General features: G+C 60.4%; 25 protein-coding genes and 1 tRNA gene. 13 read left to right on the top strand and 13 right to left on the bottom strand.

The genetic code is table 11. The features are described from left to right. Positions 1 to 61: 61 nt before the first annotated feature. Positions 62 to 1,195 (bottom strand): tRNA (uridine(54)-C5)-methyltransferase TrmA, encoded by a 1,134-nt coding sequence (gene trmA / locus I6L47_RS13160; protein WP_216947577.1) that lies wholly within the window; start codon positions 1,193 to 1,195, stop codon positions 62 to 64. Positions 1,196 to 1,365: 170 nt separating this feature from the next. Here trmA and I6L47_RS13155 point away from each other — a divergent pair, with 170 nt between their 5' ends. Together I6L47_RS13155 and I6L47_RS13150 are read left to right on the top strand one after the other, a co-directional pair. Continuing rightward, positions 1,366 to 2,508, top strand: a complete 1,143-nt coding sequence (locus I6L47_RS13155; RefSeq protein WP_216947576.1) for a DUF5610 domain-containing protein — start codon at positions 1,366 to 1,368, stop codon at positions 2,506 to 2,508. Between the two features lie 89 nt (positions 2,509 to 2,597). Continuing rightward, complete coding sequence (locus tag I6L47_RS13150; protein WP_216947575.1) at positions 2,598 to 3,131, top strand: ATP--cob(I)alamin adenosyltransferase; 534 nt, start codon at positions 2,598 to 2,600, stop codon at positions 3,129 to 3,131. Between the two features lie 99 nt (positions 3,132 to 3,230). Here the strand turns inward: I6L47_RS13150 and malZ are convergent, their stop codons facing one another. The 9 genes from malZ to I6L47_RS13105 form a co-directional block, all read right to left on the bottom strand. After that, a complete protein-coding gene (gene malZ / locus I6L47_RS13145; RefSeq protein ID WP_120416355.1) occupies positions 3,231 to 5,060 on the bottom strand; it encodes a maltodextrin glucosidase in 1,830 nt (609 codons plus the stop codon). Positions 5,061 to 5,065: 5 nt separating this feature from the next. Beyond that, positions 5,066 to 5,896, bottom strand: coding sequence for an HDOD domain-containing protein (locus I6L47_RS13140; protein WP_005355498.1), 831 nt, complete (start codon positions 5,894 to 5,896; stop codon positions 5,066 to 5,068). Positions 5,897 to 5,984: 88 nt separating this feature from the next. Then, positions 5,985 to 6,401, bottom strand: coding sequence for an META domain-containing protein (locus I6L47_RS13135; RefSeq protein WP_005340725.1), 417 nt, complete (start codon positions 6,399 to 6,401; stop codon positions 5,985 to 5,987). A gap of 165 nt (positions 6,402 to 6,566) precedes the next feature. After that, positions 6,567 to 7,928 carry a molecular chaperone gene (yegD, locus tag I6L47_RS13130; protein WP_216947574.1) on the bottom strand — a complete coding sequence of 454 codons (1,362 nt, stop codon included), beginning with the start codon at positions 7,926 to 7,928 and terminating at the stop codon, positions 6,567 to 6,569. A 92-nt stretch (positions 7,929 to 8,020) separates the two neighbouring features. After that, positions 8,021 to 9,010 carry a 2-hydroxyacid dehydrogenase gene (locus I6L47_RS13125; RefSeq protein ID WP_216947573.1) on the bottom strand — a complete coding sequence of 330 codons (990 nt, stop codon included), beginning with the start codon at positions 9,008 to 9,010 and terminating at the stop codon, positions 8,021 to 8,023. 74 nt (positions 9,011 to 9,084) lie between these two features. Next, the gene (locus I6L47_RS13120) at positions 9,085 to 9,579 is read right to left on the bottom strand and encodes a CreA family protein (RefSeq protein WP_216947572.1); all 495 of its coding nucleotides are present in this window, start codon (positions 9,577 to 9,579) and stop codon (positions 9,085 to 9,087) included. Positions 9,580 to 9,605: 26 nt separating this feature from the next. Beyond that, entirely contained in the window at positions 9,606 to 10,052 is a 447-nt protein-coding gene (locus tag I6L47_RS13115; protein ID WP_043850626.1) for a DUF962 domain-containing protein, read from the bottom strand. 430 nt (positions 10,053 to 10,482) lie between these two features. Then, entirely contained in the window at positions 10,483 to 11,340 is an 858-nt protein-coding gene (locus I6L47_RS13110) for a hypothetical protein (protein ID WP_216947571.1), read from the bottom strand. Positions 11,341 to 11,487: 147 nt separating this feature from the next. Further along, complete coding sequence (locus I6L47_RS13105) at positions 11,488 to 11,874, bottom strand: TraR/DksA C4-type zinc finger protein (RefSeq protein WP_005356952.1); 387 nt, start codon at positions 11,872 to 11,874, stop codon at positions 11,488 to 11,490. Positions 11,875 to 12,353: 479 nt separating this feature from the next. Between I6L47_RS13105 and I6L47_RS13100 the strand changes: the two genes are divergently transcribed. From I6L47_RS13100 to I6L47_RS13060, 9 genes are all read left to right on the top strand, one after another. After that, complete coding sequence (locus I6L47_RS13100) at positions 12,354 to 13,685, top strand: glutamine synthetase family protein (RefSeq protein ID WP_088868211.1); 1,332 nt, start codon at positions 12,354 to 12,356, stop codon at positions 13,683 to 13,685. Positions 13,686 to 13,871: 186 nt separating this feature from the next. Beyond that, a complete protein-coding gene (locus I6L47_RS13095) occupies positions 13,872 to 15,233 on the top strand; it encodes an aspartate aminotransferase family protein (RefSeq protein WP_216947570.1) in 1,362 nt (453 codons plus the stop codon). Between the two features lie 53 nt (positions 15,234 to 15,286). Continuing rightward, positions 15,287 to 16,384 carry an extracellular solute-binding protein gene (locus I6L47_RS13090; protein ID WP_005340709.1) on the top strand — a complete coding sequence of 366 codons (1,098 nt, stop codon included), beginning with the start codon at positions 15,287 to 15,289 and terminating at the stop codon, positions 16,382 to 16,384. A 119-nt stretch (positions 16,385 to 16,503) separates the two neighbouring features. Continuing rightward, entirely contained in the window at positions 16,504 to 17,589 is a 1,086-nt protein-coding gene (locus I6L47_RS13085) for a polyamine ABC transporter substrate-binding protein (protein ID WP_005355476.1), read from the top strand. A gap of 78 nt (positions 17,590 to 17,667) precedes the next feature. Further along, on the top strand, positions 17,668 to 18,822 hold the full coding sequence (gene potA, locus I6L47_RS13080) for a polyamine ABC transporter ATP-binding protein (RefSeq protein WP_005340704.1): 1,155 nt from the start codon (positions 17,668 to 17,670) through the stop codon (positions 18,820 to 18,822). Next, positions 18,819 to 19,724, top strand: coding sequence for an ABC transporter permease subunit (locus I6L47_RS13075; RefSeq protein ID WP_005340703.1), 906 nt, complete (start codon positions 18,819 to 18,821; stop codon positions 19,722 to 19,724). The genes potA and I6L47_RS13075 overlap by 4 nt, the downstream gene beginning before the upstream one ends. Further along, the gene (locus I6L47_RS13070; protein ID WP_041202837.1) at positions 19,724 to 20,566 is read left to right on the top strand and encodes an ABC transporter permease subunit; all 843 of its coding nucleotides are present in this window, start codon (positions 19,724 to 19,726) and stop codon (positions 20,564 to 20,566) included. The genes I6L47_RS13075 and I6L47_RS13070 overlap by 1 nt, the downstream gene beginning before the upstream one ends. 45 nt (positions 20,567 to 20,611) lie before the next feature. Then, entirely contained in the window at positions 20,612 to 21,316 is a 705-nt protein-coding gene (locus I6L47_RS13065) for an MOSC domain-containing protein (RefSeq protein ID WP_103250827.1), read from the top strand. Between the two features lie 155 nt (positions 21,317 to 21,471). Continuing rightward, a tRNA-Pro gene (locus tag I6L47_RS13060) sits at positions 21,472 to 21,548 on the top strand. Between the two features lie 260 nt (positions 21,549 to 21,808). On the opposite strand, the gene I6L47_RS13055 is transcribed toward I6L47_RS13060, so the two are convergent. Together I6L47_RS13055 and I6L47_RS13050 are read right to left on the bottom strand one after the other, a co-directional pair. Further along, positions 21,809 to 22,336, bottom strand: a complete 528-nt coding sequence (locus tag I6L47_RS13055) for a hypothetical protein (protein WP_005356927.1) — start codon at positions 22,334 to 22,336, stop codon at positions 21,809 to 21,811. 124 nt (positions 22,337 to 22,460) lie between these two features. Beyond that, a complete protein-coding gene (locus I6L47_RS13050) occupies positions 22,461 to 22,925 on the bottom strand; it encodes a thioesterase family protein (RefSeq protein ID WP_005355465.1) in 465 nt (154 codons plus the stop codon). A 133-nt stretch (positions 22,926 to 23,058) separates the two neighbouring features. On the opposite strand from I6L47_RS13050, the gene recQ reads away from it, so the two are divergent. After that, entirely contained in the window at positions 23,059 to 24,894 is a 1,836-nt protein-coding gene (gene recQ, locus I6L47_RS13045; protein WP_139710577.1) for an ATP-dependent DNA helicase RecQ, read from the top strand. Between the two features lie 66 nt (positions 24,895 to 24,960). Here recQ and I6L47_RS13040 read toward each other — a convergent pair whose 3' ends face one another. After that, positions 24,961 to 25,263 carry a cytochrome c gene (locus I6L47_RS13040; protein ID WP_005340687.1) on the bottom strand — a complete coding sequence of 101 codons (303 nt, stop codon included), beginning with the start codon at positions 25,261 to 25,263 and terminating at the stop codon, positions 24,961 to 24,963. Positions 25,264 to 25,368: 105 nt separating this feature from the next. On the opposite strand from I6L47_RS13040, the gene I6L47_RS13035 reads away from it, so the two are divergent. Continuing rightward, positions 25,369 to 26,796 carry a YdiU family protein gene (locus tag I6L47_RS13035; protein WP_216947569.1) on the top strand — a complete coding sequence of 476 codons (1,428 nt, stop codon included), beginning with the start codon at positions 25,369 to 25,371 and terminating at the stop codon, positions 26,794 to 26,796. Positions 26,797 to 26,802: the final 6 nt, after the last annotated feature.

The following is a 26,802-nucleotide window of genomic DNA, read 5'->3' as shown; positions in this document are numbered from 1 at the left end:
TGTTCAGTCAATAACAAAACAGGGCCATCCGGCCCTGTTGTTGTTTTCCTGTCTGCCTGAATCAACCGGCCTTGCGGCGCAGATAGACCCCGGCTTCCATGTGATGGGTCCAAGGGAACTGGTCGAACAGGGCGAAACGGGCGATTTCGTGGGTTTCGCCCAGCACGGCCATGTTGGCCTGCAGGGTTTCTGGGTTGCAGGAGATGTAGAGGATGTTGTCGTACTCCTGCACCAGCTTGACGGTGGCATCGTCGAGACCGGCGCGGGGCGGGTCAACGAAGATGGTGTTGCACTGGTAGCTCTTGAGGTCGACCCCCTTGAGGCGGTTGAACTCCCGCTCGCCACGCATCGCCATGGTGAACTCCTCGGCTGACATGCGCAGGATGATCAGGTTGTCGACGCCGTTGGCGGCGATGTTGAACTGGGCGGAGTCGACGCTCGGCTTGGCGATCTCGGTGGCCAGCACCTTGCGGAAGTTCTGCGCCAGCGCGATGGAGAAGTTGCCGTTGCCGCAATAGAGCTCCAGTAGGTCCCCTTCGCTCCCCTTGGTCACATCCAGCGCCCAGGCCAGCATCTGCTCGTTGATGGCGGCGTTGGGCTGGGTGAAGCTGTTCTCCACCTGCTTGTAAGTTAGCTGGCGACCGGCCACGTTGAGCTGTTCGATGACGAAGTCATCCCCCAGACAGATCTTCTGCTTGTGGGCACGGCCAATCAGCTGCAGCTCGAACCCTTTGGTGCGCAGGTCGGCCTGCAGCGCTTCGGCGGCTTGTTGCCATTCGGCCTCCAGCTTGCGGTGATAGAGCAGGCTGACAATGATCTGGCCGGACTGGGTGGAGAGGTAGTCGATCTGGAACAGCTTGCGGCGCAGCACCGGGTGTGGGCGCAGCCCCTCCAGCAGCAGCGGCATCAACTGGTTGATGAGGCGGCTGGCGGTGGGGAAGTGGTCTATCTTGATGATCTCTTTGGTCGCCGGGGCATACATGCAGTGGAAGAGGTCATCCCCTTCGTGCCAGATGCGAAATTCGGCGCGCATCCGGTAGTACTCCGCCGGCGAGCTATGCACTTCCAGCGCCGGGAGGGTGAAGCCGGCAAACAGCTCGGTGAGGCGAGCGCGCTTTTCGTCGAGTTGGGCCTGATAGTCGGCCGCGGTTCTAGGCGCCGGAGCGTTCGCGGAAGGCTGTTGGGATTGGGTCATAAATACCTCACATGCACACCGGCCGGGCCGGGTCGAAATCGGGGGAAGGCAACAGGCCACCCAAAGGGGCCCGATTTTAAAAGCCAGCCGCAGATTGTCCAGCATTTTGTGGTCAAGAAGTGTTCAGTCAGGCCGATAGCTGATCTACAGGCATGGTGGGAGGACACATTATGCAGATCGAAGGCGTGGGCGCAGCCCAACCCAAGGGAGTGGGTGTTTCTCCCAAATCGCCCCAACAGGCGGAGCAGAAACAGGTCAAGATCGAGGAGGCGGTCTCCTTGCACAAGCCGCCCAAGTGGGCGCAGGTGCTGATCCAGCAGGCATTGCAGTTCTCGCTGGAAATCAACGGCCAGGGCTATCAGGCTCCCAAAATGAAGGAGCCCGAAGAGATCACGCCGGAGACCCTGTTCGACTTCCAGTCGGTGGCGGACAACGTGCTGCAGTTTGTGACCGGGCGGCTTGGTGCCGCGCGGGCCGATGGCAAATCTGACGACGACCTGACCGGGATGATGGAGCAGGCCCGCAATGGGGTCGACAAGGGCTTTGAGGAGGCGAAGAAGCAGCTCGGCAAGTGGGCGACTGACAACGACGATATCAAAACCGGTATCGATCAGAGCTACAAGCTGATCCAGAAAGGGCTCGAGGAGTTCGAGAAGGAGTTCTTCGGCAAGGTCTCTCCGACCGACATGGGGCAGGCCGAGATGGCCAGTCGCCAGCAGGGGTATCTGGAGATCCAGACCAAGGATGGCGACAAGGTGGTGCTGCGCTTCAACGATAGCTGGCAGACCAAGTCCCAGAGCAGCGAGAGCGGCAGTCAGTTCAGCCTCAAGTCGAGCCAGAGCTTCAGCTTCTCGCTTGAAGGGGAGCTCAGCAGCGACGAGATGGAGTCCATCGGCAAGCTGGTCAAAGGGATCGATGAGCTGGCGGGGAACTTCTTCTCCGGCAACTTCGAGGATCTGCTGGACAAGGCGGGCGAGCTGAAACTGGATGACAGCCAGCTGGCCTCCTACTCCCTCAAGCTCAAACAGAGCGTCAAGCTGAGCCAGACCTATCAGGGGGCGCACTCCCTGCAGGATCTGATCAAGCCGTTTGCAGACTACCTGCCCAAGCTGGATCAGGTGCAGAAACAGGCGGATACCCTGCTGCCACCATCCCAGCAACAAGCGCTGACCCCGGCCGTGCTGGCCGCGAGAGGTGAAGAGGAACCGGCGCAGGTCGATCGCTTCACCAGCTTCAACCAGCGGATGCTGGAGGCGCTGCGGATGATCAACCAGTTCCAGCCCTCCACCGAGCCCGCCAGTAAAAACGCCTGAGCCACAGCGCGTAACGCAAGTAATGACCTGCCGTTTGCCAGCCCTTCCCGGGGCTGGCAAACTGGCCTTTTCTCCAATCCGGTTGCCCCATGAACCCCAAGAAGCCAAGAGACAAGCGCGAGCTCTGCTACCCCTTTATCTTCGAAACCTCGCTCAAATGTGATTTTGAAATCGCCACCGACGAGCTCTGCTGTCAGGTCGGGGCTGTGCTGTCACACCTTGCGCCGGATGCCGATACCGAGCCCATGCTGGCGGATCTCGCGGCGTTGCAGCGGCTTATCTACAACCTCAACGGCTCGGTGCGCGGCAAGCTGGGGATCTTCGATGCAGACCTTGAGTGGCTCAAGGCCCGTTACGACCACTACAACGAGGCGAGTCGCGGCAGCGTCACCGGTTTTGTGCTGCCACAGGGGCCACAGCCCATTCCCACCCTCCATCTGTGCCGCTGCGGCAGCAAGAAGGTGGTGCGGCTGCTGGTCCGGCTGGAAGAGAGCGGGGTGGCCTTCGATCCCATTCTCTATCGCTTCGCCAACCTGCTGGCCAACTTCTTCTTCGTGCTTACCGTATACCTCAAGCAGTGCTGGCAGGTGCCGGAAGTGCCCTACGTCAGCATCAACTACTGATGGCGGCAGGCAAAGAGCCAAACGTCATGGTGGATTGAACGGAATAAAAAACCGGAGCCTTGGGCTCCGGTTTTGTTTTTCAGCATGTCAGTTGCCCACTCAGCTGGAGATCAGCACCCGGGCCGAGTTGGCAGGGATGGTGAGCTGCACCTCGCCCTGCACCACTTCAAACTTCTCACCGTTGAAGGCGTCGGTGAAGCGGCTGGCAGGGCTGGCGGTCTGCCACAGGGGCAGGCTGATGGTGCGCGGCTCGCTCGGGTGGCGGTTGCAGGCTACTACCACCTGATCGCTTTGCAGGGTACGGGCGAACACATAGCTGTGGGGCCCGGCGTAGAGGGTCTGGATATCGCCACGGCGCAGGGAGGGGCGCTGGCGGCGGATCTGGATCAGCCGACGATAGTGGTCGTGCAGCACGTGATCCCAGTCTGTGGTATCCCACGGGAAGCAGCGGCGGCAGTCCGGATCGTTGCCGCCGGAGAGCCCCACTTCATCGCCGTAGTAGATGGAGGGCACACCGATATAGGTGAGCAGCAGGGTGGCGGCCAGCTGCATCCGCTGTTTGTCCTCTCCCAGCAGGTGGAGGAAACGGGCGGTGTCGTGGCTGTCCAGCAGGTTGAACTGGGCCAGCTGGTTCTTGAACGGGATGTGGGCCCGCGCCAGCTTGAGCCAGCGATCCAGCTCTTCGGCGCTGATCTTGATGGGGTGGTAGGCGATGTCCTTGCCAGCCAGGAAGGCGCGGATCGGATGGGCGAAGCCATAGTAGTTCATGGCGCCATCCTCCTGATCCCCTTGCAGCCACTGGCTCGCCTCGAAGAAGTGTTCGCCGAGCACATAGGCGTCCGGGTTCTCCTGCTTCACTGCCCCGCGAATGGCGCGCACGTGACCACTGTTGCCCTCGGCGGTGCCGCGCTCACCCAGCATGTGGATGACGTCAAAGCGCCAGCCATCGATCTGGTAGGGGGCACGCATCCAGTAACGGAGGATGGCGTCGTCGGCCCGATAGACGGCGTCCTGTACCTTCTCGCAGGAGAAGTCCAGCTTGGGCAGGCTGCGAATGCCCTTCCAGCTGACGTAATCCCCTTCTTTATCGAAGGTGTAGAAGCTGCGCCACGGGGAATCCGGGTTGCTCTGGGCTCCCAGTGGCGGGCAGAACCAGGGGTGTTCGGTGGAGGTGTGGTTGACCACCGCATCGAGAATGATCTTCATGCCGCGCTGGTGCAGGTTGCGGGTCAGCTCGGCGAACTGCTCGTTGCTGCCGAGGTGGGCGTCCACCTTGAAGTAGTCCTGGGTGTCGTACTTGTGGTTGCTCGGCGAATCGAAGATGGGGTTGAGGTAGAGCGCCGTCACCCCGAGAGATTGCAGATAGTGCAGCTTGGCATCGATGCCCGCCAGATCGCCGCCGTAAAATTCGCAGGCGCCGTGGCCCTCTTCATGGCGACTGACCGGCTCGCCCCACGCCTTGCTGATCACCGCCTTGCCACGGTACTCGTACTCGTGATGCTTGACGCTCAGCGACGGATCGCCGTTGCAGAAACGGTCGGGGAAGATCTGGTAGAACACCTGATCCTGCACCCAGGCCGGTGGCTGGTGCAGGCTGTTGAAGCGAAAATGCTGTTCCCGTGGCGGCATGGACGCGCTGACGCCCGCCCCGTGCAGCCACCACTGCTCCTCGTCGGTGAGGCACTTGAAGCTGTAGAGGTGGATATCCTGTCCCTTGATGAGCGGCAGGGTCGCCTGCCATACCTGCAGCCGATCGCGGGTGGAGACCGCCGTCATCGGGATCAGGTACTCCTCGTTATCCGGCTCGTGGCGCAGCCATACCTCGCGGATCGGCGCATCCAGCTCGCTAAAAAGGGTCAATTGCAGTGCGTCGGCGCTCTCTTTGAACCAGGGCGCCACCTGGGGATGAAACAGAAACGGATGGGTCATGATGCTTATTGAGTCAGAAGATCGGCGAGGGCATTACCCTGTTCATGCAATGTTTCGAGCTGGCCTGCCAGCGACTTGGGATCCAGTCCCAACTGGTCGGCGAGCGGTTTGGGGAAGCGGGCGATGATGGCCTGGGCAGGCACGCCCGCGTTCCAGGCGAAGGAGATAAACACGGCGAGGCGGATCAGCACCGCCTCCTTGCTGACCGGATCGTGGGAGAGCGGGTCAAGCTGTTGGGAGATGGCATCGACGAAGGCCTCGGAGAGGTTCCAGCGCCGCGCCAGCTCGGCACCGAGCTGGGCATAGTCGTAGCCCAGCATCTCCCGCTGGGCCTCGACCCGGCTGCTGCCGTTCTGGATCGCCATGTTGATGAGCTCGGCCTCCTCCGGCAAGGTGCTCTGGATAAGCAGTTCGCCGATGTTGTGGATCAGGGCGCAGGTAAAGGCGGTCTCGGGATCCATCACCTTGGCCTCCTGGGCCAGGGTTTTGGCGATGGTGGCGACCTGGAAGGTCTCGGTCCAGAACTTGTTCTTGTCGAAGCTGGGCGGGGCCTTGAAGGTGCCGATGATGCCGGAGGCGACCACCACGGAGCGCAGCCGGTTGAAGCCGAGCCGGATCACCGCCTGTTCGATGGAGGTCACTTCGTTGCCCCGGCGCAGGGCGGCCGAGTTGGCCATCCGCAGCACTTTGACGCTGATCACCTGATCCATGGCGATCTTGGCCGCAATCTCGTCGATGCGGGCATTCTCGTCGTTGAAGCTCTGCATCAACTCGTGCAGCAGCTTGGGAATAGTGGGGAGTTGTTTGATCTTGTCAAACAGGCGATCCATCGACATGGCTGAGGCAGCCTCCGTTGCGAACTCTGCCTCATATTGTGCCACAGCCGGACAACATGTTCCTGTTTGTGATGCGGCTTTGTGAGCGCTAGAACACCCAGTCGCGCAAGGTGTATTCCAAACGGTGCTGTTTGCCCTGCAGGATCAGGTTCTGACTGGTGCCGCTCAGGGTCGCACCCTCGGTAAGGGTGGTCAGTACAGCCTGTTCGATAGTGTCGAGCGGTGGCATGCAGGCCATTTCGGTGCTGCCCAGACTGGTGACCCACAGTTTGTCATCTTCCAGATGGCCCTGACCGAAGTAGCGGTTGCAACCGGCGATGCCGTTGACGGTGAAGTGCTCGCCGATCTCGAAATCGGGGGGATTGTCGCGGGGGGCCTTGATCGGTTCGCCATCCAGTTTGCTCAGTACCCAGTGGTGGTGTTGCAGATCTTGCTGAACAAAGGCGGTCGAGCTGCAGCCAGCGAGCAGTAACAGGGGGATCAGCAAAAAGGGCAATCTGGGCATGAGGGGGCTCCGGTTGGGGGAGCGTCAAGAATACCCTTTTTAGGCAGTCGGGAGCAGGGCGGGAGAGGGGACGACCGACCGCTTCTGTCGTCCCTTGTCCCGCACGACTGTCGCTTAATGGCAACACACGGGTGATGTTGCCATCAATTTACGCTATCTCAGGGATCAGTTGGCGAACAGCCGCTCGGCATAACGGGCAAGACCGGCAGCCACCGAGCCGAAGTCATCGCCCCCTTCAAGCGGGATGGACGGGAGCTTCTGGCGGATAAAGCTGGCGATCAGCGGCGAGCGGGCGCTACCACCAGTGACGAAGATGCGATCCGGCTGCACACCGGCGGCGGCAATCGCTTCGTCCATCAGCTCGCCAATTTTCTCCAGCAGCAGGGCCGAGGCGTTGGCCAGCTGTTCGCGGGTCAGTTCGGCTTCCAGCCCTTTTTCCAGCTCGGCCAGCGACTGGCGATTGAGTTCCTGCTCCGAGAGGGCGATTTTGCCCTGCTCGGCACGCCATACCAGCTGGTGGCTCAGCTTGTGTGCCCGCAGGTTGGCCAGACGCCCCAGCTTGCTGCCGGGCTGGCTGTCGAGCTGCAGATCCTGCAGCTGGCGGGCGGTGTCGAGGCTGTAGAAGCGGTTCTGGGCGCTGACGTCGTTGATGGCGGCCGCATCCCAGAACAGCGGGTGGGGCAGCGGCTTGCCGGTCTTGAGGGTCTCGTGCATGCCGAGCAGCGGCATCATCCCCTCTACCGTCAGGCGGATATCGAAGTCGTTGCCACCGATCCGCTGGCCGCTGTGGCCGAGCAGATCGCCGCTGCGATCCAGCTGATCGCGGTAGCTGGGGCCCATCCGCAGCATGGAGCAGTCGGTGGTACCGCCGCCGATATCCACTACCAGCACCACGGCGTCTTCGGTGAGGCGCGCCTCGAATTCAAACCCGGCGGCCACCGGTTCATAGAGGAACTCCACCTGCTCGAAACCGGCCAGACGGGCTGCCTCGGTCAGGATGGCGATAGCTTGCTGGTTGCTCTCTTCCCCCGCCAGACCCTGGAAGTTGACCGGACGGCCGATCACCGCCTGGCGGATCGGGGCGCCGAGCTGCTGTTCCGCCTGCTGGCGGACGTGGAGCATCATGGCGCAGACGATGTCTTCAAACAGGGCGATCTGGGGGGCCTTGAGACCATAAGCCCCGAGGAAGGATTTCGGCGATTTGATGTAGTAGCCGTCGTCCGGCTCTTCCAGATAGCGCTCCAGCGCGGCACCGCCAAAGCTCAGCTCATCGATCAGCCCCTCTTCGCGCATTTGGCGGCGAACCATCTGGGCGCGGGTGACCACGGGGCCACGCAGCTTGAGGTACTCCGCCTGCTGGGCGGGGGCCAGCCCTTCGGCCAACAGACCTGCGATAGCATCCCGGTGGGGGGCATGCAGGGTGGAGGGGAGATAGCGGGATGCGCCAAGATTCAGCAGCCTGGGGCTACCTTGTTCCATCACGGCCACGGCACAGTTGGAGGTGCCGTAATCAAATCCGATAAACATGGGCGCCAGACTCCTGAATAAAAAAGGGGGGCTAGCCTACCCGAAGGCGCCGGGTCTCACAACCCGGCGCGTGACGAAGAGAGGGCGAGCCCTTATTCCACTTCGTTGTCGCAGCGGCCCAGGCTCTCGATAGCGCGGATATTGCCGAGGGTGGTATCGGCGATGGCGTGCAGCGCCTCGCGGGTCAGGAACGCCTGATGACCGGTGAACAGCACGTTGTGGCAGGCTGACAGGCGGCGGAACACATCATCGGTGATCACCTCGTTGGACTTGTCGGAGAAGAAGAGATCCTCTTCCTCTTCGTAGACGTCCAGCCCCAGCGCGCCGATGCGGGAGGTCTTGAGTGCCTCGATGGCGGCGTTGGAGTCGAGCAGGCCGCCGCGGCTGGTGTTGATGATCATCACCCCGTCCTTCATCTTGGCGAACGCCTCCTGATTGAGCAGGTGGTAGTTCTCTTTGAACAGCGGGCAGTGCAGGCTGATGATGTCGGACTGGCGGAACAGGGTGTCGAGATCCACATACTCGGCCCCCAGCTCGATGGCAGCCGGATTCTGGTAAGGGTCGTTCACCAGCAGGCGAACCCCGAAGCCCTTGAGGATGCGCAGGGCGGCCAGACCGATCTTGCCGGTGCCGATGACGCCGACCGTCTTGCCATACATGTTGAAGCCGACCAGCCCCTCCAGCGAGAAGTTGGCGTCGCGGGTGCGTTGATAGGCTTTGTGGATGCGGCGGTTGAGGCACATCATCATGCCGACCGCATGCTCGGCGGTCGCCTCGGGGGAGTAGGCGGGCACTCGCACCACCTTCAGCCCCAGCTCCCTGGCGGCGACCAGATCCACGTTGTTGTAACCGGCGCAGCGCAGGGCGATCACTCTGGTGCCGTTGGCCGCCAGCTCGGTCAGCACCTCGCGGTCGGCGTCGTCGTTGACGAACAGACACACCACCGGGAAGCCGTGGGCCAGTCGGGCCGTCTTGGCCTCCAGCCGCACATCGAAGAACTCCAGTTCAAAGCCGAAGCGGCTGTTGGCCTGAGTGAAATGCTCTTTGTCATAGCTCTTGGTGCTGAATACGGCGACTTTCATAGTGTGCTCTCCGCAGATGATTTGTAGTTAAATTACAACAAAGCGAGTCAACTATCACCGGACAAACCGGCTGGTTATTGCCCCCACGGCATGATGGGTACGGCGCTGACTGCACTCTTGTACGAACCATCTACCAGCTTGGTGCTGTAGGTCAGGTAAACCAGCGCATTGCGCTTCTGGTCGTAAAAGCGCACCACCTTCTGCTCCTTGAACACCAGCGAGGTGCTGACGTCGAACACCTCTTCCCCTGCCTTCAGCTTCGCCGGCAGGGTGATGGGGCTGATCTGGTGGCACGAGAGGGAGGCGTGGGAGGGATCTTCCGCCAGCCCGAGCCCGCCCTTGACGCCGCCGGTCTTGGGGCGCGCCAGATAGCAGGCGACACCGTCGATGCGGGGATCGTCGAACGCCTCCACCAGGATCTTGTGGTTGGGACCGAAGAGCTTGAAGGCGGTACTCACCTCGCCGACGGTATCAGCCTTGTCGGCCAGCGCCGGTCCGGCAAACAGGGCGCCCAGCAGCAAGGGCAGGGCGCGGCGCAGAGGTGAATTAAGAGTGTGGCGGTATGACATGGTCTCTCCTGTTGGCCCGGCCTCCCTCAATAGGGAATGCCAAGGCGACGATAGAGGCTGGCAAGCACCCAGGCGGGGCCTATCAGCAGAAATTGCAGGTCGGCGAGGAAGGAGGGGCGCTTGCCCTCGATCCTGTGGCCGACAAACTGGGCTATCCAGAGCAGCACGAAGATAAACAGCGCGGGCCACAGCAGCGGCCCCTGCCACTGGTGGCAGAAGGCCAGCCCGAGCGCGGTCAGCCCCGCCATCCCGACGAACAGGGCAAACGACAGCTGCAGGTAGAAGGCCAGCACCGGAATGGCGGCCACCGCCGCCCAGTTGAGCCCCGCTGGCAGCGGTCCGGCAGGCAGGCTCCAGAGCAGACCCAGCGAGCAGAGATAGATGCCCGGCACCGCCAGCTTGTGGATGGCGACGTTGACCGGATGGCGATGGCTCTGGCCGTACTCCTCAAACCACTCTTCGATTCCCTTCATGGCACCACCCTGGCGCACGCTCTGGTTTGCTGCTCTGGCCGCCCCCGGTAAACGGGGCGGCATCGCAAGCATGATGGCGGAAGCGCGCGACCAATGCCAGATGGCAACGCCGGCCCATGCCGGGTTCTGATCAGATAGCGGCAAGGGGGGAGGCAAGTGAGATGGTGTGGATCGGGCGATGGCTCTGGCGGGCCTGTGAACCGTGCTGACCGCCTGCCCGGCGGGCTTTGGCATCACTATAAATTTAATTTATGGGTTTTGCCTTTATGGCCCAATTTTAACTTATAGCTAGCCGGATCCCGCCATAGGCGCAGCTCTGTGCCCGTCAGCGGTTGTCACAGGTGGTTGTCCGATTCCAAGAGGGGAGTCCGGCTGCATCAGCATTGATAGGGACAAAAACAGCACCGCCCCAGACGGGGCGGCTGGCAGCTTATCCCTGCGGAGGGTATTCCCAATATTGTGCCGGAATGCTCTTGAGCAACGGCGTCATATCGGGGTTGGGCAGCTGGATGGTGACCCGCTGGTCGAGATTGGCGCTGGCCAGCGCTTCGCGGATCTTCGGGTTTTCACGGAAGAACTGCATGAAGCTGCCGTCGGCATAGGCCCGCTCAAGGCCGGTCTGGATCGCCTTGGCCAGCTCGGGGTACTTGGGGCTGACGAAGAAGAACTGGGCGAAGGGGTAGCGGATCAGCAGATGCTGCTCGATGGCGAGGTTGGGGTATTGCGCCACCAGCTCGCTGCGCTCGGCGAAGATCTCCACCATGGCGCGCGGAAAGAAATCGACCTTGTCGCCGTCGTTGATCAGGCGAAACAGGCTGCTGAAGCGACCGGAGTAGGTGGGGATGCCGGCGCTTTCCAGAATCTTGTTGTCGGCCCAGCCGACCCCTTGCGCCGCTTTCATCTGCCTCAAATCAGCCAGGGTATTGATCTGGTTGAACTTCTCCTGGGCATCAGCATGAATGAAGGAGAGGCGCAGCCCTTCCAGACCGCGAAACAGCGGAATGGGGACGGCCAGCAGGGAGGATTCGAGCGTGCTGGAGGTGCCCATCCAGAAAACATTGATGGTCTTGCCCTTGCTCAGCTGCTGCTGGAGGGTGAACTGGTTGAGATCAAGCTCGACGGGCTGGATGCGAAAGGGGGTACCGGAGTGGGTCAGGGCCAGTTCCAGCAGCTTGTACTGGTACTCCTGGTCAAGATTGTTGACGGGACGGCTGGGGACCTTGACCGTCAGAACCTGTGCTTGTGCCAGCAGTGGCAGGCACAAACACAGCTTGATGAGCCATTTCACTCTCTGTTCTCCTGTAGATTCCGGAAGGTGTCCGGAGTCTAACAGAACTTGTCACCATCTTGCTGCGAGGCGTTGTGCAAGGTTTGAGCGCGGTGCCCTGCCTTGCTGGCGTCTGTTGCACCAGAATGGTGACGGTTCTTCGAAGAATCAGGCGACGCGACGGAACACGTGGGTATCGTTAAATTCCTTGGTGCTCTGGCATTCGACGCAGAAACGGGATTCCGGACGGGCATGCAGCCGCTTGAGGGAGATCTCGTCACCGCAAGATTCGCAGTAACCAAAATCCCCTTCGCTGATGCGCTTCAATGCGCCCCGCAGCTTGCGCAGGTGCAGCTTGTCGTGCTCGATGCGGTTCAGCTCCAGACGGCGGGCTTCCTCGATACTGGCACGGTCAATTTCATCAGCCATCTCGTTGGTGTCGGTGGCGATGGCCTGGCTGGCCTGGGAGTTCAGGCGCTCTTCGAGCTCGACGATCTGTCGCTCGATCTGCCCCTTGTAAAAGGCCAGTTGGTCTTCAGTCATGAAATCACACATACGATTAACTACCAGTCAGTTTACTAACCCAATTATCCCTGTTTATGGGGGCTGTCTGCCTACAGACCAAGCCCTTGTATCCCGATTTGCACCTGTTTCATGCAAGAGAGTGCAAATCAGGGCGGGCCTTGTACCAAAAAAATGCAGCCAAGCAAAGCAAATAGGATAAGGATTGTGCGCCCTTGCAAAAAAATGGTCCGTTCCTGCGGGGGATTGGTCGGGATCTGGCGCCTGCTTCACCCTCTGTTGGCATCGCCTTTGCAACGATGAGAGGGGGGGCTTCGTACGGATTTGAGTGTTTAGTATTTGGTGCCGCCTTGGTCATTATATGCGCCGTTATTTATAGTTTTTTAAACACGCCCGCTTGACATTGCCCTTGATGGCGGGCTTTTATGGTGATGTTGATTACAATTTTATAACAAGGGTGTTCCATATATTAGACACCCTTGCCAATGGCAACCGTAAAGTCGGGGTTTAACATGGACAGTATCAAAGGCTGGATGGAGAGCAATCGCATCACGGAAGTGGAGTGCCTGTTCCCGGATTTCACCGGCAACGCCCGGGGCAAGATCATCCCAGCCAACAAGTTTTTGCGCGAAGGGGGCATGCGTCTGCCCGAGGTGATTTTCACCCAGACGGTGACCGGCGAATATCCGGATGACGACAGCATGATCGACCCGCTGGAGCGGGACATGCAGCTCTATCCCGACCCCAACACCATCCGTTTTGTCCCCTGGGCGCTGGAGCCCACTGCACAGGTGATCCACGACTGTTTCGACGTCAACGGCAAGCTGATCGACATCGCGCCGCGCTCCGTGCTGCGTCGGGTTCTGTCATTTTACGAGAAGCAGGGCTGGAAGCCGGTGGTGGCGCCCGAGCTGGAATTCTATCTGGTCACCCGCAACGAAGACCCCGACTATCCGCTGGTGCCGCCGGTGGGTCGCAACGGCCGCCCTGAGACCGCCCGCCAGTCGTTCAGTATCGATGCGGTCAACGAGTTCGACCCCATTTTTGAAGACATGTATGACTACTGTGAGGCGCAGGAACTGGAAGTGGACACCCTGATCCACGAGTCGGGCGCCGCCCAGATGGAGATCAACTTCCTGCATGGTGATGCCATCGATCTGGCGGATCAGGTGTTCCTGTTCAAGCGCACCATGCGTGAGGCCGCTCACCGCCACGGCATCTATGCCACCTTTATGGCCAAGCCGATGAGCGACGAACCGGGGTCGGCCATGCACATCCACCAGAGTCTGGAAGATGTGAACGGCCACAACCTGTTCGGCACCCCGAGCGGCGGCAACAGCGAACAGTTCATGCACTTCATCGCCGGTCTGCAGAAATACACCCCGGCGGTGACCGCCCTGCTGGCCCCCAACGTCAACTCCTACCGCCGCCTCACCTTTGGCGAGAGCGCGCCGCGCAACGTCCAGTGGGGGGTTGAGAACCGTACCTGTGGCCTGCGGGTGCCCTTCTCCGACCCCAGTGCCCGCCGGGTGGAGAACCGCTTCGCCGGTGCCGATGCCAACCCCTATCTGGCGCTGGCCGCCACTCTAGCCTGTGGCTATCTCGGCATGATGGAGAAGCTGGAGCCGCTGCCGGAGATGAAGTCGAGCGCCTATGACCTGCCCTACAGCCTGCCCCGCTCGCTGGAGGAGGCACTCAGCCATCTCGAACAGTGCGAGCCCATCAAGGAGATGTTGGGTGAGCGCTTCACCCGCGCCTTCGTCGCGGTCAAACGCAAAGAGTACGAGACCTACTTCGGGGTGATCAGTCGCTGGGAGCGGGAGTTCCTGCTGCTGAACGTCTGATCCCCCTGTAACGGGGAGGCCGGAGTCGGCCTCCCCGATCCCTGTATCGAAGAGACTGGAACGTGAGTCAGGTGGCGGCAGCCACCTGTGAGCGGTTGTGGCTGCGAGCATGCAAGCCCGCCTGACTACCCACCTGACTGTTTGACGACAGAATATTGCTAAATCGAAGGAACCGAGGAGCAACAAATGCAGCAGACAACCCGTGAGTGGCAACAACTGGATGCCAGCCACCACCTGCACCCCTTTACCGACTTTCAGGCCCTGAACAAGAAGGGCTCGCGCATCATTACCAAAGCCAGCGGCGTCTATCTGGAAGACTCCGAGGGCAAACGCATCCTCGACGGTATGGCGGGCCTGTGGTGCGTCAATATGGGCTATGGCCGCCAGGAGCTGGTGGATGCCGCTACCCGCCAGATGCAGCAGTTGCCCTACTACAACCTCTTCTTCCAGACCGCTCACCCGCCGGTGATCGAGCTGGCGACCCTGCTGGCCGAGGTGACACCCGCCCATCTCAACTACGTCTTCTTTACTGGCTCCGGCTCCGAGTGCAACGACACCGTGCTGCGGATGGTGCGCCACTACTGGGCCAGCAAGGGTCAGCCTGACAAACGGGTGATCATCAGCCGCCACAACGCCTATCACGGCTCCACCGTGGCGGGGGCGAGTCTGGGTGGCATGAAGGGGATGCATGCCCAGGGCGGCTTGCCCATTCCCGGCATAGTGCACATCGATCAGCCCTACCACTTCGGTGAGGGGCAGGGGATGAGTGCCCACGAGTTCGGGCTGGAGCGGGCCCGTCAGCTGGAGCAGAAGATTCTGGAGCTGGGGGTGGACAAGGTGGCTGCCTTTATCGGCGAGCCGATCCAGGGGGCGGGCGGCGTCATCATTCCGCCTGACAGCTACTGGCCGGAGATCCAGCGCATCTGCGATCACTACGGCATCCTGCTGATCGCCGACGAGGTGATCTGCGGCTTTGGCCGTACCGGCCACTGGTTTGCCAGCGAAGGGTTTGGCATCAAGCCGGACCTGATGTGTCTGGCCAAGGGGATCACCTCCGGTTATCTGCCGCTCGGCGCAGTGATGGTGAGCGACCGGGTTGCCAAGGGGTTGGTGGAGGAGGGGGGGGAGTTCAACCACGGCTTCACCTACTCGGGTCATCCGGTCTCTTGCGCCGTGGCGGTGGCCAATATCCAGCTTATGCAGAAAGAGAGCATAGTTAAGCGAGTGCATGATACTATCGGCCCCTATTTGCAGCGCCGTTGGGCGGAGCTGGCCGATCATCCGCTGGTGGGAGAAACCCGTGGCAAAGGATTGGTCGCCGCGCTGGAAATCGTTGAGGACAAGCAGACCAACCGGCGTTTCCCGGCTCAGGCAAATGCGGGGATGACTTGCCGGGAGTTCTGCTTTAACAATGGCTTGGTGATGAGGGCGGTAGGCGATACCATGATCATATCGCCCCCCTTGGTCATCACCGAGGAACAGGTTGATGAATTGGTCGATCTGGCCAGGCGCAGTCTGGATCTGACAGCCGCAAAGCTGAAGGGTTGAGGCAAGTCGGGCAGGTTGGCATGCGCATACAATTTGCTTAGGAGACAAGGATGATGTCTTTCAAAACAGGAGTGATCGCTGCCTCTGTGGCTCTGGTCATGGCAAGTGCCGGAGCAATGGCTGAAGAGAAGGTGCTGCACGTCTACAACTGGAGCGACTACATAGCGCCGGATACCCTGGATAACTTCCAGAAGGAGACGGGGATCAAGGTGGTCTATGACGTGTTCGACAGTAACGAGGTACTGGAAGCCAAGTTGCTGGCGGGTAGTTCGGGCTACGACATCGTGGTGCCATCCAACCCCTTCCTGGCCAAGCAGATCAAGGCGGGCGTGTTCCAGAAACTGGACAAGTCCAAGCTCTCCAACTGGCAAAATATGGATGTCGACCTGCTCAAGGCGCTCGAGCCGAGCGATCCGGGCAACCAGTACTCCATCCCCTACCTGTGGGGCACCATCGGCTATGCCTACAACGCCGAGAAAGTGAAAGCCGTGCTGGGGGCCGATGCCCCGGTCAACTCCTGGGATCTGGTGTTCAAGCCGGAGAACATGGCCAAGTTGAAAGAGTGTGGCGTCTCCTTCCTAGATTCACCGACCGAAATGCTGCCGGCTGCCCTGCAATATCTGGGCTTCAAACCGGATAGCCAGAAACCGGCCGAGCTGAAGAAGGCTGAGGAGCTGTTCCTCTCCATCCGTCCCTATACCGCCTATTTCCACTCCTCCAAGTACATCTCGGATCTGGCCAACGGCAACCTCTGCGTAGCGGTCGGTTACTCCGGTGACTTGCAGCAGTCCAAGGCGCGGGCAGCCGAGGCCAAGAATGGCGTCGCGCTCACCTACACCATTCCGAAAGAGGGGGCAGGCAGCTTCTTTGACATGATCGCCATTCCGGCGGATGCCAAGAACGTCGAGGCGGCCCACACCTTCATCAACTACCTGATGAAGCCTGAGGTGATCGCCAATATCACCAACGTGGTGCAGTTCCCGAACGGCAACAAGGCGGCGACCCCGCTGGTGGATGAGGCGATCCGCACCGATCCGGGTATCTACCCTGATGCGGCGACCCTGCAGAAGATCTACACCTTCCCGGATCTGCCGGCCAAGGTGCAGCGTCTGATGACCCGCAGCTGGACCAAGATCAAGTCCGGCAAGTAAGTAACGAATGCCCCTCCCGGTCCGCAGTTCGGCCGGGAGGGTAGTGATGCCATCCATCCGGATGGGCCGCGCGAATGGATGCGCAGACGGTCAGCCACTGAAACAGGAGAACTGACACCGTGAATACAACCAGATTGCTAACCATAGCGCTGACCATGGGATTGGCGAATGTGGCCCAGGCTGCCCCTGTGCTGCACTTCTACAACTGGTCTGACTATATCGGCGAGACCACCCTCAGCGATTTCCAGCAGGCGACCGGGATCAAGACCGTCTATGACGTGTTTGACTCCAACGAGACCCTGGAAGGCAAGTTGCTGACGGGGCGGACCGGTTACGATTTGGTGGTGCCCTCCAATAATTTCCTGGCCAAGCAGATCAAGGCGGGAGCCTTCCAGAAACTGGATAAATCCCTGCTGCCCAATCTGGCCAATCTGGATCCCGTGCTGCTCAAGCAGCTCGACAAGGTGGATCCGGGTCATCAGTACGCGGTGCCCTATCTGTGGGGGACCAACGGCATCGGCTACAACGTCGACAAAATCAAGGCGGTGCTGGGGGTCGACAAGATTGACTCCTGGGCCACCATCTTCGAACCGGAAAACATGGCGAAACTCTCTCGCTGCGGCGTCGCCTTTCTCGACTCTGCCGACGAGATGATCCCTGCTGCCCTCAACTACCTCGGGCTCGATCCCAACAGTCATGCGACGGGGGATATCAAGCAGGCCGAGGCGCTGCTGCTCAAGGTGCGGCCCTATGTGGCCTACTTCCACTCCTCCAAATACATCGGCGATCTCGCCAATGGTGACATCTGCGTGGCGGCCGGTTTTTCCGGCGACATCCTGCAAGCCGCTGCCCGCGCCGATGAAGCTGGCAAGGGGGTGAAAATTGCCTACAGCATTCCGAAAGAGGGGGGCAATCTCTGGTTCGACATGATGGCGATCCCATCCGATGCCACCAATGTCAAAGAGGCGCACGCCCTCATCAACTACGTCCTGCAGCCCGAAGTGATCGCCAAGGTCAGCGACTATGTGGGCTACGCGAATCCCAACTCAAGGGCGGGCGAGTTTATGGATGAGGCGGTGCGCAACAATGAGGAGGTTTATCCCCCTCAGGCCGTGCTGGAGCGACTCTATGTGCAGGAAGCACATCCCCGCTCGGTACAGCGTCTAATCACCCGGAGTTGGACCAAGATCAAGTCCGGTACCTAACCTTGGTGCCCGTTCGGGGGCGCCAAATCGCTTTTATGAATCGGCCGCAAGGCTGGTATCACGTTGGGGAGTTTGGTAATGGCGATAGCCTCCAGTGCCTACAAGAAAGCCCTCGAGGGCAGTCAGCAGCGCAAAGAAGTGCTGGTGAAAATTGATCGGGTAAGCAAGCAGTTCGACGAAACGCTGGCGGTCGATAACGTATCTCTCAATATTCACAAGGGGGAGATTTTCGCCCTGCTCGGCGGGTCCGGTTCCGGCAAATCGACCCTGCTGCGGATGCTGGCCGGTTTCGAGCGCCCGACCGAGGGGCGGCTGTTCCTCGACGGGGTCGACATCACCGACATGCCCCCCTATGAACGCCCCATCAACATGATGTTCCAGTCCTACGCCCTGTTCCCCCATATGACGGTGGCCCAAAACATCGCCTTTGGCCTCAAGCAGGATGGCCTGCCCAAGGCCGAGATCGATGCCCGGGTGGAGGAGATGCTCAAGCTGGTACAGATGACCCAGTACGCCCGCCGCAAGCCGCATCAGCTCTCCGGTGGCCAGCGCCAGCGGGTGGCGTTGGCTCGTTCCTTGGCCAAGCGTCCCAAGCTGCTGCTGCTGGATGAACCCATGGGGGCGCTCGACAAGAAGCTGCGTTCCAAGATGCAGCTGGAGCTGGTTGAGATCATCGAGCGGGTCGGGGTTACCTGCGTCATGGTGACCCACGATCAGGAAGAGGCCATGACCATGGCGGAACGGATCGCCATCATGCACCTCGGTTGCATCGAGCAGATCGGCAGCCCGATGGATATCTACGAGACTCCGGCCAGTCGGCTGGTGTGCGAGTTCATCGGCAACGTCAACCTGTTTGACGGCCTGCTGGTGGAGGATGAGCAGGACCACGCCACCATCGCTTGCGCCGATCTGGAGCAGCCCATCTATGTGGGCCACGGCATCAGCTCCCGCGCCGAAAACAAGAAGGTGACCTACGCCCTGCGGCCGGAAAAACTGCTGATGAGTCTGCAAAAACCGGAAGAGATCGAGCACCCGGACTTCAACTGGACCAAGGGTGAGGTCTATGACATCGCCTATCTGGGCGGTCACTCGGTTTATCACATCCAGCTGCCCTCGGGCAAAATCGTTCAGGCTTTCATCGCCAATGCCGAACGCCACGGCAAGCGGCCAACCTGGGATGACCAGGTGTTCCTCTACTGGGAAGATGACAGCGGCGTGGTGCTGCAATCATGAAGTTCTTGCAACGACTGAAGCGGGTCGGGGGGCGCCGACTGGTGATTGGCATCCCCTTCTTCTGGCTGTTCCTCTTCTTCCTGCTGCCCTTCGTCATCGTGGTGAAGATCAGTTTTGCGGAAGCGGATGTGGCGATCCCGCCCTACACCGACGTGGTGAGCTGGGCCGACAATCAGCTCACCATCCTGCTCAATATGGGCAACTACCTGCTGCTGCAGGAGGATGAGCTCTATATCGCGGCCTATCTGGGCTCCCTCAAGATGGCCTTCGTCAGCACTTTGCTCTGCCTGCTGATTGGCTATCCGATGGCCTACTCCATCGCCCGGGCCAACAAGGAGACCCAGACCGTTCTGCTGCTGCTGATAATGATGCCGACCTGGACCGCCATTCTGATCCGGGTCTATGCGTGGATGGGGATCCTCAGCAACAACGGCCTGCTCAACAGCGTCTTGCTGGGGATCGGAGTGATCGACGAGCCGCTGCAGATCCTCAACACCAACCTGGCGGTCTATATCGGCATCGTTTACTCCTACCTGCCCTTCATGGTGCTACCGCTCTACGCCAATCTGGTCAAACATGACCAGAGCCTGCTGGAGGCTGCTTCCGACCTGGGGGCCCGCAACCTGACCCGTTTCTGGCAGATCACGGTGCCGCTCTCCAAAAACGGCATTATCGCCGGCTGCATGCTGGTGTTTATTCCTGTGGTGGGGGAGTTCGTTATTCCGGAAATGCTGGGCGGCCCGGAGACCCTGATGATCGGTAAGGTGCTGTGGCAGGAGTTCTTCAACAACCGTGACTGGCCGGTTGCCTCTGCACTGGCGGTGGTGATGCTGGCGGTGCTGATCATTCCGATCATCCTCTTCAACCGTAACCAGGCCAAAGAGCTGGAGGGCAAGGCATGATGAAGCGTTTCGGTTTTGCCAAACTGATGCTCTGGCTGGGGCTGCTGTTTATCTACCTGCCCATGATCATCATGGTGATCTACTCCTTCAACGCCTCCAAGCTGGTGACGGTCTGGGGTGGCTGGTCGCTGAAGTGGTACTTCGGCCTGCTCGACAACAAGCAGCTGATCGGGTCTGTGTTCCGCTCGCTGGAGATCGCCTTCTACACCGCGATCGCCGCGGTGGCGCTGGGGACGGTGGCAGCCTTCGTGCTGACCCGAATTCCCCACTTCCGTGGTCGCACCCTGTTCGGCGGCATGGTGACGGCGCCGCTGGTGATGCCCGAGGTGATCACCGGTCTCTCGCTGCTGCTGCTGTTCGTGGCGATGGCCCAGCTGGTGGGCTGGCCCGCCGAGCGGGGCATGCTGACCATCTGGATCGCGCACACCACCTTCTGTACCGCCTACGTGGCGATCGTGGTGTCGGCGCGGTTGCGGGAGCTTGATCTCTCCATCGAGGAGGCGGCGATGGATCTTGGCGCCAAGCCGTGGAAGGTGTTCTTCCTGATCACCATCCCGATGATTGCCCCCTCGCTGGCGGCAGGCGGCATGATGTCGTTTGCCCTGTCGCTGGATGATCTGGTGCTGGCGAGCTTCGTCTCCGGCCCGGGCTCCACTACCTTGCCGATGGAGGTCTTCTCGGCGGTACGGCTCGGGGTGAAACCCGAGATCAACGCTGTAGCCAGCCTGATCCTGCTGTCGGTATCGCTCTTTACCTTCGGCAGCTGGTATCTGATGGCCAGGGCGGAGAAGCGCCGTCGCGCCGAGATAGCCATGACCACCCAGATGCAGGCCGTCGTCTGACGCCATGATAAGATCCGCCTACTCTCGTCAACCTGGAGGATGAGTATGCGGATCTCCCTTTTTAGCGGTCGTGGCACCGAGCTGGTGCCCGGCCTCACCAGTGCCATTCACAAGCAACCGATCTCTGCACCAGTTCGCTGTACCTTTGCCGGTCTGGAAGGGGATGAGCAGTGTGACCTGCGCCACCACGGTGGCCCGGATCGGGCGCTCCACTACTATCCGGCCGATCACTATCTCTGGTGGCAGACCTGGCAAACCGCGCTGAGCTTGCCTGCGCCACGTACAGCCTGGCAACCTGCCGCCTTTGGCGAGAACCTCTCCGGTCTCGGGCTGACCGAGGCGCAAGCCTGCATTGGCGATGTCTATCGACTCGGCGACGCGCTGATCCAGATAAGTCAGCCAAGATCCCCCTGCTTCAAGCTCAACCAGCGCTTTGGCTATGGCCAGATGTCCCAGGTGATGCAGCTAAATGGCCGTTGTGGCTGGCTGCTGCGGGTGCTGGAGGAGGGGATGGTGTCGCCGGAGTCGGCCATGGAGCTGGCAGACAGACCCTATCCCGAACTGACGGTGAAGCGCACGGCGGATATCCTGTTCAATCAGGTGCGCAACGAGACTGACCTGCTGCTGTTGCTGGAGAATCCGGCCCTTTCCCCCAACTGGCGCCAGCATGCAGCCGACTGGCTGGAGCATGGCACTGTGGCTGATTGGCAGCGCCGTCTGTTGGGGCCAGCATCCCTGCGCCTGGCCTGACAGCCGGTTACCGGAATGTCACCAGCTGGCTGCAGCCCGGTAAACGGATGAAAAGAGTGCTGAATAGTTGAGCGAACAGCACTTTTTTCCCTGCCAAATGAAAAAAAGGCTTGTGTCGGGTCGGGGCTTTCGGTAAATTCCCGTCCCGCAGACATCGGTGTGTAGCGCAGCTTGGTAGCGCACTTCGTTCGGGACGAAGGGGTCGGAGGTTCGAATCCTCTCACACCGACCAAATTTGAAAAGGCCGCTCAATAGAGCGGCCTTTTTGCATTTATCCTTCCTGTTTTCCCGATTTTCTTTGGCTGCTGACCTGTTACCTGGCCAAGTGATCTGACTTGCAGTATGCAGGGTCGAAGCAAGACCACAGACATTAAAAGGGCCACCGCTCGGTGGCCCATCGGTGGAGTCTGATCCTGACTCCGGCACTCTAGATTGTGGCAATCTCGCTATGGGTCTTGTCTATGGTGCCCTCCTTGCGCGCCAGGCGCTTACTCAGATATGCCAGTGCTGATGCCGCAAAGCCTTGAAACTGTGTTGAGGCAGCAAGGCCGCGTGCTTGGGGTACTCACTAATGAAATGTTCTATTCCCTCCATCAGTTGTGCACGTAATGAAATCACGGGCTCATGCCAGGCTTGCAGGCATAGATGGCCGGGGATCAACTGCTCCTGATAATCTTCCAGCAGCTGCTCTGGCCAGGGTTCAATACCGGAATTGCGTTGCAGCAAATAGTGGGCGGCGGGTTCACGGGCATAAATGAACTGAATTTGGGCCAGATCGCGTTGGCATAGCGTTTGACTGTTGATGTGACAGGTCAAATATTTTCCCGTTTTCAGATCCAGAAAGTGACCGCGTTGCCGACAGGGAACGATGCGATACCAAGGCAGGGGTGAGGAGAGAGAATACCCCTCAAGCTCCTGTTCCAACCAGTGGCGACACTCGGGTGTCTGCACCTCGTCGAGCATGGACTCGAGCTGTGTCAACAAGGCTCTGGATGGTTTGATGGCCAGTTTCGCACTCATCGCCTGCAATCCTCCCTCTGCACACAATCCCGACTATCAGTATGGACCTTGTTCGGCCAGAGGGGGTAAGGAATCTAATGATTAAAATTGGATTAGCCGCGTGGTTTTTATGCACTAATTTGGTTCAACCCACCAGATAGGTACCAGTGCCGAAGGCGATGTGGGTGCCTTCTTCGTTGTGCAGCTCCATCCTGGCGACGGCCACCTTGCTGCCAGCCCGGATGATGTGGGCGGTGGCGATAAACTCGTTGCCGCGCCCAGGGCGCAGGTAGTCCACCCGCAGATCTATGGTGCCTAGGCGGGCGAAGCGCTCCTTGAGATAACTGGGGGAGAACTCCTCCAGCTCGTCGATGCAGGAAGCGGCGACGATCATGCCGCCCGCTACATCCAGCAGCGTGGCGGTGACGCCGCCGTGCAGGATGTTGTGGAAGGGGTTGCCGATCAGCTTCTCATCCATCTTGATGCGCAGCTCCACCTTGTCGAAGTCGTAGTGGGTCACCTGCATGCCGATCAGCTTGTTGAAGGGCATCTTCTCGGCAAACAGGTTGGCAATGCCACTGAGCGCCATCTTCTTGAGCATCTGTTTCATTCTCTGCTCCCAATCCTTGTCATCAAAGCCGAGTAAAAACTCCAGCCAGTCTGCAACACTTCCTTAACAGTCGCAATGGCAGGTTTATTGTGGGCGGCGGCTGCTTTAGAATGGCGACCCCAAAGGAGAGCCCATGACCGCGATTGCCGAGACCCTGCCAGATCCTCAGCCAGAGAGTCCGCTTGCCCTGCTGCAGGCGGTCTTCGGCTATCAGCAGTTTCGGCCGGGTCAGCTCGAGATCATCGAGCAGATCGTCGCGGGGCGCGATGCGCTAGTCCTCAAGCCCACCGGTGGCGGCAAGTCGCTCTGCTACCAGATCCCGGCACTGCTGCGGCCCGGGCTCGGGGTGGTGGTCTCTCCCCTTATTTCGCTGATGAAGGATCAAGTCGACAGCCTGCGCGCCAACGGTGTGGCGGCGGTCTACATCAACTCGGCCCTCAGTCGGGAGGAGATGATCCAGAACTTCGCCGCCATGCGCCGCGGCGAGATCAAGCTGGTCTATGTCTCCCCCGAGCGACTGTTGCAGCACGAGTTTATGGATCGGCTGGCCGAGCTGCCGCTCGGGCTGTTCGCCATCGATGAGGCGCACTGTGTCTCCCAGTGGGGCCACGATTTCCGGCCTGAGTATGCGGCGCTGGGGCGACTAAAACAGTGGTTCCCGCAGGTGCCGGTGGTGGCGCTAACTGCGACTGCCGACGAGGCGACCCGCAGCGACATGCTGCATCGGTTGGAACTGAGCGATCCCTTCATTCACACTGCCAGCTTCGATCGCCCCAATATCCGTTACAGCCTGGTGGAGAAGTTCAAGGCGGCCGAGCAGTTGCTGCGTTACGTGCAGAGCCAGAAGGGCAACTGCGGCATCGTCTACTGCTCCAGCCGCAACCGGGTAGAGGAGGTGGCCGAGCGGCTATCCCGCCACGGCTGCAAGGCCGCGCCCTATCATGCGGGGCTGCCGCTCGAGCAGCGCCAGCAGACCCAGGATGCCTTCCTCAAGGATGACATCGAGATAGTGGTGGCGACGGTGGCGTTCGGTATGGGCATCGACAAGCCCAATGTGCGCTTCGTGGTGCACTACGATATCCCGAAGAACATCGAATCCTACTATCAGGAGACCGGCCGCGCCGGGCGCGATGGCACCCCCGCCGAGGCGCTGCTGCTCTACGATCCCGCCGATATCGGCCGGGTGCGCCGCCTGCTCGACAACATCGAGAATCCCCAGCAGTTGCAGGTGGAGCAATACAAGCTCAACGTGATGGCGGCGTTTGCCGAGGCGCAAACCTGCCGCCGTCAGGTGCTGCTCAACTACTTCGGCGAGTACAACGACAAGCCGTGCGGCAACTGCGATATCTGTCTCGATCCGCCCAAAAGTTATGACGGCACCGAAGATGCCCAGAAGGCGCTCTCCTGCGTCTGGCGGGTGGGGCAGAATTTCGGGGTGGGCTATGTAGTGGAGGTGCTGCGCGGGTCGCTGAACCAGCGCATCAAGGATCACGGCCACGACAAGCTGTCGACCTACGGCATCGGCAAGGATCAGAGCCACGAATACTGGATGAGCGTGATCCGCCAGCTGATCCACAAGGGGCTGCTGACCCAGAACATCACCCGCAATCTGGTGCTGCAGCTGACCGAAGCGGCCCGCCCCGTGCTGCGTGGCGAGGTGAAGCTGGAGCTGGCGGTGCCCCGCTTGCAGCCCATCTCCAGCCGCAAGGAGAAGCGCAATGGCCTGCTCGACAATGCCAACTATGACAAGCGGTTGTTCAAGGAGTTGCGCGGCCTGCGCAAGCAGATTGCCGAGGATGAAGAGGTGCCGCCCTACGTGGTATTCAACGATGCGACCCTGGTGGAGATGGCTCAGCTGATGCCGATGACCGAAGACGAGATGCTGGCTATCAACGGTGTGGGTCACCGCAAGCTGGAACGCTTTGGCGAAGCCTTTATGGACCTGATCATCGATTACTGCCGCCGGTAGGGTCGATTAGGCAACCTAATCGACCACGGCAAGCACGGCTCGGAAGAACCTGGGTCAGACGCGAGGTTATTTCAGACTGGCGTAGAAGGCCGCCAGATTGTCGATATCCGCATCGGTCAGCGGCGCCATGAAGGGGTCCATCAAGGGCTCTTTGCGGGTGCCATCCTTGAACGCTTTCAACTGTTTCACCAGATAGGCGGCATTCTGGCCCGCCAGATGGGGATAGTTGGGGATCATCGCCTTGCCTTCTACGCCGTGACAGGCGGCACAGACCGCCGCCTTGGCCTTGCCTGCCTCGATATCTGCAGCCTTGGCCTGATGACCCCACGCCAGTGCCAGCAAGGGCAGGGCATATACCCATTTTTGCATCTTCTTCTCCTTGAATTGAAAAATGATGGTTGCCAGTGAGCACAAGCATGGCTGACGGCAGTATAAAGAGTGACACGAGCATACGCAGGGACGAATGGCACAACCATGAAGTTGATCAACACTTTTGCGACCGAGCTGCCTTGGGCCTGTGAGCCCGTGGTCCCCCAGCCGCTGCAGCAACCCCGGTTGCTTCATCTCAACCGGACTTTGCTGGATGAGCTGGGATTGGGAGGCGTCAGCGAGGTTGACTGGATCGCCTGTTGTGGCGAGGGAAAAGTGCTGCCCGGTATGCAGCCGGTAGCGCAGGTCTATGCCGGCCATCAGTTCGGGGGTTATAGCCCCCGGCTTGGGGATGGTCGTGCGCTGCTGTTGGGTGAGCAGCAGGCGCCGGATGGTCAGCGCTGGGATCTGCACCTGAAGGGGGCAGGAAAGACGCCGTTTTCCCGCTTTGGCGACGGTCGCGCCGTGCTGCGCTCCAGCATCCGCGAATATCTCGCCTCCGAAGCGCTCCATGCTCTCGGCATCCCGACCACCCGGGCGCTGGTATTGGTGGGGAGTCAGGAGCCTGTTTATCGCGAACAGGTGGAGACCGGGGCGACTGTGCTGCGCACCGCCCCCAGCCATCTGCGCTTCGGCCATATCGAGTATTTCGCCTGGAGCGGGCAGGGGGAGAAGATCCCGCCACTCATCGACTATCTGCTGCGCCACCACTTCCCCGAACTGGAGAGTGGTGCCGAACTGTTTGCCGAGGTAGTGCGCCGCACCGCGCGGTTGATTGCCAAATGGCAGGCTGCGGGCTTCTGTCACGGGGTAATGAATACCGACAACATGTCGCTGCTCGGCCTGACGCTGGATTACGGCCCCTACGGCTTTATCGATGCCTATGTGCCCGATTTTGTCTGCAACCACTCGGACCCTGCGGGCCGCTACGCGCTGGATCAGCAGCCCGCGGTCGGTTACTGGAATCTGCAAAAGCTGGCGCAGGCGTTGGCTGGCCATGTAGACAGTGATGAGCTGGCTGCTGCGTTGGCCCAGTACGAGCAGCAGCTGATGCTGCACTACTCCGAGCTGATGCGGGCCAAACTCGGGCTGGCAGTGTGGGAGGAGGATGACCCGGCGCTGTTTCGCGAGTTGTTCCGGTTGCTGGCGGCCCACAAGGTGGATTACCACCTGTTCCTGCGCCGTCTCGGTGAGGTAACGCAAGAGGGGGCGTGGCCCGCGTCTCTGCTGGCCCTGCTGTCTGAACCAGGTGTTTGGCTGGCGTGGCTGGAACGCTATCGGACACGGCTAATGCGCGAAGGAAGCAAGGATGCCGTGCGCAAGGCGCAGATGGATGCCATCAATCCCAAGTATGTGCTGCGTAATGCGCTGGCCCAGCAGGTGATCGACGCCGCCGACGCAGGGGATATGCGGCCTTTCGAGCGGCTGTTCGCCGCCTTGCAGCGCCCCTATGATGAACAACCCGAATATGAGGATCTCGCCACCCCGACTCCGGCATGGTATTGCGGTGGTGAGCTCTCCTGCAGTAGCTGAGAGATT

This window comes from Aeromonas sp. FDAARGOS 1417, from assembly GCF_019046985.1.
Taxonomy (GTDB): Bacteria; Pseudomonadota; Gammaproteobacteria; order Enterobacterales; family Aeromonadaceae; genus Aeromonas; species Aeromonas veronii.
This window is presented reverse-complemented; position numbering and strand designations above follow the sequence as displayed.

Bases quoted from the DNA above. Each gene is read 5' to 3' on its own strand.
- trmA (WP_216947577.1), bottom strand. From the start codon at position 1,195: ATGACCCAATCCCAACAGCCTTCCGCGAACGCTCCGGCGCCTAGAACC.
- I6L47_RS13155 (WP_216947576.1), top strand. From the start codon at position 1,366: ATGCAGATCGAAGGCGTGGGCGCAGCCCAACCCAAGGGAGTGGGTGTT.
- I6L47_RS13150 (WP_216947575.1), top strand. From the start codon at position 2,598: ATGAACCCCAAGAAGCCAAGAGACAAGCGCGAGCTCTGCTACCCCTTT.
- malZ (WP_120416355.1), bottom strand. From the start codon at position 5,060: ATGACCCATCCGTTTCTGTTTCATCCCCAGGTGGCGCCCTGGTTCAAA.
- I6L47_RS13140 (WP_005355498.1), bottom strand. From the start codon at position 5,896: ATGTCGATGGATCGCCTGTTTGACAAGATCAAACAACTCCCCACTATT.
- I6L47_RS13135 (WP_005340725.1), bottom strand. From the start codon at position 6,401: ATGCCCAGATTGCCCTTTTTGCTGATCCCCCTGTTACTGCTCGCTGGC.
- yegD (WP_216947574.1), bottom strand. From the start codon at position 7,928: ATGTTTATCGGATTTGATTACGGCACCTCCAACTGTGCCGTGGCCGTG.
- I6L47_RS13125 (WP_216947573.1), bottom strand. From the start codon at position 9,010: ATGAAAGTCGCCGTATTCAGCACCAAGAGCTATGACAAAGAGCATTTC.
- I6L47_RS13120 (WP_216947572.1), bottom strand. From the start codon at position 9,579: ATGTCATACCGCCACACTCTTAATTCACCTCTGCGCCGCGCCCTGCCC.
- I6L47_RS13115 (WP_043850626.1), bottom strand. From the start codon at position 10,052: ATGAAGGGAATCGAAGAGTGGTTTGAGGAGTACGGCCAGAGCCATCGC.
- I6L47_RS13105 (WP_005356952.1), bottom strand. From the start codon at position 11,874: ATGTGTGATTTCATGACTGAAGACCAACTGGCCTTTTACAAGGGGCAG.
- I6L47_RS13100 (WP_088868211.1), top strand. From the start codon at position 12,354: ATGGACAGTATCAAAGGCTGGATGGAGAGCAATCGCATCACGGAAGTG.
- I6L47_RS13095 (WP_216947570.1), top strand. From the start codon at position 13,872: ATGCAGCAGACAACCCGTGAGTGGCAACAACTGGATGCCAGCCACCAC.
- I6L47_RS13090 (WP_005340709.1), top strand. From the start codon at position 15,287: ATGTCTTTCAAAACAGGAGTGATCGCTGCCTCTGTGGCTCTGGTCATG.
- potA (WP_005340704.1), top strand. From the start codon at position 17,668: ATGGCGATAGCCTCCAGTGCCTACAAGAAAGCCCTCGAGGGCAGTCAG.
- I6L47_RS13075 (WP_005340703.1), top strand. From the start codon at position 18,819: ATGAAGTTCTTGCAACGACTGAAGCGGGTCGGGGGGCGCCGACTGGTG.
- I6L47_RS13070 (WP_041202837.1), top strand. From the start codon at position 19,724: ATGAAGCGTTTCGGTTTTGCCAAACTGATGCTCTGGCTGGGGCTGCTG.
- I6L47_RS13065 (WP_103250827.1), top strand. From the start codon at position 20,612: ATGCGGATCTCCCTTTTTAGCGGTCGTGGCACCGAGCTGGTGCCCGGC.
- I6L47_RS13055 (WP_005356927.1), bottom strand. From the start codon at position 22,336: ATGAGTGCGAAACTGGCCATCAAACCATCCAGAGCCTTGTTGACACAG.
- I6L47_RS13050 (WP_005355465.1), bottom strand. From the start codon at position 22,925: ATGAAACAGATGCTCAAGAAGATGGCGCTCAGTGGCATTGCCAACCTG.
- recQ (WP_139710577.1), top strand. From the start codon at position 23,059: ATGACCGCGATTGCCGAGACCCTGCCAGATCCTCAGCCAGAGAGTCCG.
- I6L47_RS13040 (WP_005340687.1), bottom strand. From the start codon at position 25,263: ATGCAAAAATGGGTATATGCCCTGCCCTTGCTGGCACTGGCGTGGGGT.
- I6L47_RS13035 (WP_216947569.1), top strand. From the start codon at position 25,369: ATGAAGTTGATCAACACTTTTGCGACCGAGCTGCCTTGGGCCTGTGAG.